We start from the raw sequence: 4,833 nt of genomic DNA on the forward strand, positions 1-4,833 counted from the left end.
GGCAATGCCGTGGATGCGGCGGTTGCCGCCTGCGCCGTGCAGTGCGTCGTCGAAGCCGGCTCGACCGGCATCGGCGGCGACTGTTTCGCTCTCCTCTCGCTCAGTGGCACCGACGAGGTGCTGGCCTATAACGGGTCCGGCCGGGCGCCGGCTACCGCAACCGTCGAACATCTCCGTTCGCTCGGCGTCACCAGCCTCACCCGCACCTCGCCCCACACGATCACCGTGCCGGGGGCGGTGGATGCCTGGACGCGCCTCGTTGCCGATCACGGCCGGATGAAGATGGCCGATATTCTTGCGCCGGCCATCAAGCTGGCGCGCGACGGTTACGTTCTGCCACCGCGCACCGCCCACGATCTTGCCGCACAGGCAGAGATCCTGAAGGACGACCCGACGGCAAGCCGCGTCTTCCTCGTCGACGGCAAGGCGCCGCCGGCAGGTTCGATCCAGTATCAGAAGCAACTTGCCGATACGCTGGAAGCTATCGGCCGGGAAGGCAGGGACGCTTTTTATCGAGGCCCGATCGCGGAAGGCATGGTGAGCTACCTGAACGGCATCGGCGCCCTGCATACGCTCGAAGATTTCGCCAATGCCACAGGCGAATATGTGACGCCAATCAAGACGACATTCCGTGGCCACGAAATCCACGAATGCCCGCCCAACGGCCAGGGCATCATCGCGCTGATGATCCTCAACATCCTGTCGCATTTTCCGGGCGAGGGCGATCCGCTGGCGCCCGAGCGGCTGCATATCGAGGTCGAGGCGACGCGGCTGGCTTACGCGGCGCGAAACCGTTTCCTAGCCGATCCGGCTAAGGTCGACGTGCCGGTCGACTACCTGCTCTCGGACGAACTTGCCAGGCAGTTGGCCGGCATGATCGATCCCCACAAGGCGATCACGGACCTGCCGCCGTTCGACGAGGTGCCGCACAAGGACACCATCTATCTCTCCGTCGTCGACAGCGATCGCAATGCGATCAGCTTCATCAACTCGATCTTCTTCGTTTACGGCAGCGGCCACATGGATCCCAAGAGCGGGGTGATGTTCCACAACCGCGGCTTCAGCTTCTCGCTCGATCCGGACCATCCGAATGTGATCGCGCCGGGCAAGAGGCCGATGCACACGATCATCCCCGGCATGGTGACGAAGGACGGCCGAGCCGTCATGCCGTTCGGCGTCATGGGCGGCCAGTACCAGGCCATGGGCCACGCCCACTTCCTCTCAAAAGTCTTCGACTACGGCATGGACCTGCAGAGCGCCATCGACCTGCCGCGCCTCTTCCCGCTGCCCGGCACCAATCATGTCGAGATGGAAGCCCGGCTGCGCGGCACGGTTGGCCCGGAATTCATCAAGCGCGGTTTCGAGGTGAAGGCGCCGGAATCGGCGATGGGCGGCGCCCAGGCGATCTGGATCGACTGGGAAACCGGGGTGCTGAGGGGTGGCTCCGATCACCGCAAGGACGGCATGGCTCTCGGCATCTGAGCCTGCCTGTCAACCGCATCAAGATATTTGGCCGAATATAACGCTGGCCAAAACCTCCTCTCCGAGATATCCAAGGGAATATCTCGCTTAGGGATTAGAGAGGAAATCATGAACATTGATCGTCATTCCTGGATCAGGCTCGCCGTGACGTCGGCGGCAGCCACCTTCTTAACGCTCGCTTCCTTCGCCGCTCCCGCCGCCGCCCAGGAAAAAGTCACCGTTTTTGCGGCAGCCAGCATGAAGAACGCGCTCGACAACGCCAACAAAGCGTGGGGCGCCCAGGGCGGCAAGGACGTTACGGTTTCCTACGCGGCAAGCTCGACGCTCGCCAAGCAGATCGAAAACGGCGCGCCGGCCGATATCTTCATTTCGGCCGACCTCGACTGGATGAAGTACGTCTCCGACAAGAAACTCGTCAAGGACGATACCCGGTTCAACTGGCTGGGCAACCGCATCGTGCTGGTCGCCGCCAAGGATACCGCCAATCCGGTGGACATCAGGCCGGGATTCGATCTCGCGGGACTGCTTAAAGGCGGACGGCTGGCGATGGGTGAGCCGAATGCGGTTCCGGCCGGCAAATACGGCAAGGCAGCACTCGAAAAGTTGGGCGTCTGGTCGTCGGTCGAAAAGAGCGTCGCAAGTGCCGAAAGCGTACGCGCGGCACTCGCGCTCGTGTCGCGCGGCGAAGCGCCTTACGGCATCGTTTATCAGACGGACGCGGCGGCCGATCCGGGCGTTGCGATCGTCGGCGTCTTCCCGGCCGACACCCATCCGCCGATCGTCTATCCAATCGCCATTCTGTCGGAATCGAAGTCCAAGGATGCGCCTGCCTATCTCGACTACCTGAAGTCGGCCAGGGCCGCGCCGTTTTTCGAAAAGGAAGGTTTCATCGTTCTGAAGTAATCCGTAAGAGCTCCAGCGAACTCATCGAAACGGCCCATTTCAGGGCCGTTTTTCGTTTCCGACGAAGCCATTCTGGAGAGCGCGCCGATGCGGCTCAGCCCGGCCGGATTCGGATTTCAACAGACTTCACGCAGTTGTTTGTTCTCGAATCCCGAACATTCCGTTTGGAAATCATGCCCTAGCGACCTTGGACCCGCTCCCCCATTTCAAGGCTCGGAAGCAAACAACGTGCTTCCGTGTACCGTTCGACGGAAGCCGAATCCCAAGCGGCTCCGTTTCAGTCAAGGAATACGATAATGAAGACAGTACTTTCCACGCTTGCCGCAGCCATGATCGCTTCGGCTTCTTTCGCCGGCGTCGCTCTTGCAGAAGGCGATTATTATCAGGGTGCCTCCAAGGGGCAGGCAACCGCCCAGACCAACGATAAGGTCGACAATGTCAGGACCGGCAGCATCGATCGGGCCCGCGCCTATGACAATCGCGGCGATCAGCCGATCTTCAAGCATGAAAGCCGCGACAATCGCTGACCGCAGCTCATCCAAGATACCGAATGTCGTCCGCCAGGCAGGTCGCAAACTTCAGCTCCGGACGAACTCTGAAAAGGACTAGGACAATGAAGACTTCCATCTCCGCTATCGCCGCCATGATCGCCGCCGCTTCCTTCGCAGGCTCGGCTCTCGCCGAAGGCGACTATTATGAAGGCACCTCGAAGACGCATGCTTCCGCCCGGATCAACGGCGGTAATGTGGACCGCGTCCGCACCGGCAGCATTCAGATCCGCGACAACGATCGCCAGGAAAACCCCTCGATCTTCGGCGATACGAGCCGCGACAATCGCTAATCAATCGCGCAAAGAGACAAAGGCCTAACGGCCTTCGTCCGAGGCAATCCATCTTGTGAATGCGATGGTGCAGGGAGAGCAGCGGTCAATCCGGCGCTCTCCCACCGCCTTTTCCAGAACGCTCCCGATAACTTTCCCGCGAAGACCTAGCCATCCGATCCGTCTCGATATATCCAAGGTGATATATTGCGGCTGCGGGTGGGACAGGCGTTTGGACTGGCTGGTGCTGAGTGACGAGGAATGGACCGCAATCAGGCTCAGCCTGAAGGTTTCCTCCGTCGCGATGATCGTCAGCCTGCCGTTCGGCCTTCTTGTCGCCTATCTGCTCGCCCGCGGAAAATTCTGGGGCAAGTCGATCCTGAACGGCGTCGTCCACCTGCCGCTCATCCTGCCACCGGTCGTCACCGGTTTCCTGCTGCTCGTCCTGTTCGGGCGACGCGGCGTCATCGGCGCCTTTCTCAACGAATATCTCGGTATCGTCCTCTCCTTCCGCTGGACCGGCGCGGCACTCGCTTGCGGCGTCATGGGCTTCCCGCTGATGGTGCGCTCCATCCGGCTCTCGATCGAAGCCGTCGACCGCAAGCTCGAAGAGGCGGCGGGTACGCTCGGCGCCGGTCCCGCCTGGGTTTTCATGACCGTGACCCTGCCGCTCATCCTGCCGGGCGTGATCGCCGGCATGATCCTCGCCTTCGCCAAGGCAATGGGCGAATTCGGCGCGACGATCACCTTCGTCTCCAATATTCCCGGTGAAACCCAGACCCTTTCGTCGGCGATCTACACGTTCACGCAGGTGCCAGGCGGCGATGCCGGCGCGATGCGGCTGACGCTGGTCGCGATCGTCATTTCCTTCGCCGCGCTGCTTGCCTCCGAATTCATGGCCTATCTGGTCGGCAGGAGGGTCGACATCGAATGACCCTTATCGTCGAGGCACAGCAGACGCTGGGAGAATTCGTGCTCGATGCGAGCTTTACGTCGGAAGGCGGCGTCACCGCTCTGTTCGGGCGTTCGGGCTCGGGCAAGACCTCGCTGGTGCGGGTGATCGCCGGGCTCTCGAAGCCTGACCGTGGTCGGCTGATGGTCGATGGCGAAGTGCTGCTCGACACCGAGAACCGCGTCTTCGTGCCAAAGCACAGACGCCGCTTCGGTTACGTCTTTCAGGAGGGCCGGCTTTTTCCGCACCTCTCGGTGCGCCAGAACCTTGGCTACGGCCGCTGGTTCGCGCCGAAGACAACGCCGCCCGAGAATTTCGACCACATCGTCGAACTGCTTGGGATCGGCGCGCTGCTCGACCGGCGGCCGGGAAAGCTATCAGGCGGAGAAAAACAGCGCGTCGCGATCGGCCGGGCGCTGCTGTCTGCGCCGCGCCTGCTGTTGATGGACGAGCCGCTCGCCGCGCTCGACGACCAGCGCAAGGCCGAAATTCTGCCCTATCTCGAACGTCTGCGCGACGAAACCTCGACGCCGATCGTTTATGTCAGCCATTCGGTCTCGGAAGTGGCGCGGCTCGCCGACAAGGTGGTGATAATGAAGGACGGCCGGGTCGAGGCGGTCGGTACGCCGTCCGAAGTCCTGTCGCTGCCGTCGGCCGACCGCCGCGATGCCGGCGC

At 62.0% G+C, this 4,833-nt stretch carries 6 protein-coding genes; all 6 read left to right on the forward strand.

All coding sequences use genetic code 11. The features are described from left to right. The coding region (locus MOV61_RS28395) for a gamma-glutamyltransferase family protein (RefSeq protein WP_258719026.1) at window positions 1-1,482 on the forward strand (1,482 nt) is incomplete at its 5' end. A 108-nt stretch (window positions 1,483-1,590) separates the two neighbouring features. Next, window positions 1,591-2,385, forward strand: a complete 795-nt coding sequence (modA, locus tag MOV61_RS28400) for a molybdate ABC transporter substrate-binding protein (RefSeq protein ID WP_247138982.1) — start codon at window positions 1,591-1,593, stop codon at window positions 2,383-2,385. A 296-nt stretch (window positions 2,386-2,681) separates the two neighbouring features. Next, window positions 2,682-2,912, forward strand: a complete 231-nt coding sequence (locus tag MOV61_RS28405; RefSeq protein WP_247138983.1) for a hypothetical protein — start codon at window positions 2,682-2,684, stop codon at window positions 2,910-2,912. An 86-nt stretch (window positions 2,913-2,998) separates the two neighbouring features. Beyond that, window positions 2,999-3,226, forward strand: a complete 228-nt coding sequence (locus MOV61_RS28410; RefSeq protein WP_247138984.1) for a hypothetical protein — start codon at window positions 2,999-3,001, stop codon at window positions 3,224-3,226. Window positions 3,227-3,437: 211 nt separating this feature from the next. Beyond that, window positions 3,438-4,139 (forward strand): molybdate ABC transporter permease subunit, encoded by a 702-nt coding sequence (gene modB / locus MOV61_RS28415; RefSeq protein ID WP_247138985.1) that lies wholly within the window; start codon window positions 3,438-3,440, stop codon window positions 4,137-4,139. Beyond that, the coding region (gene modC / locus MOV61_RS28420) for a molybdenum ABC transporter ATP-binding protein (protein WP_247138986.1) at window positions 4,136-4,833 on the forward strand (698 nt) is incomplete at its 3' end. The genes modB and modC, both read left to right, overlap by 4 nt.

The organism is Neorhizobium sp. BETTINA12A, assembly GCF_023006485.1.
In the GTDB taxonomy this organism is placed as follows: Bacteria; Pseudomonadota; Alphaproteobacteria; order Rhizobiales; family Rhizobiaceae; genus Neorhizobium.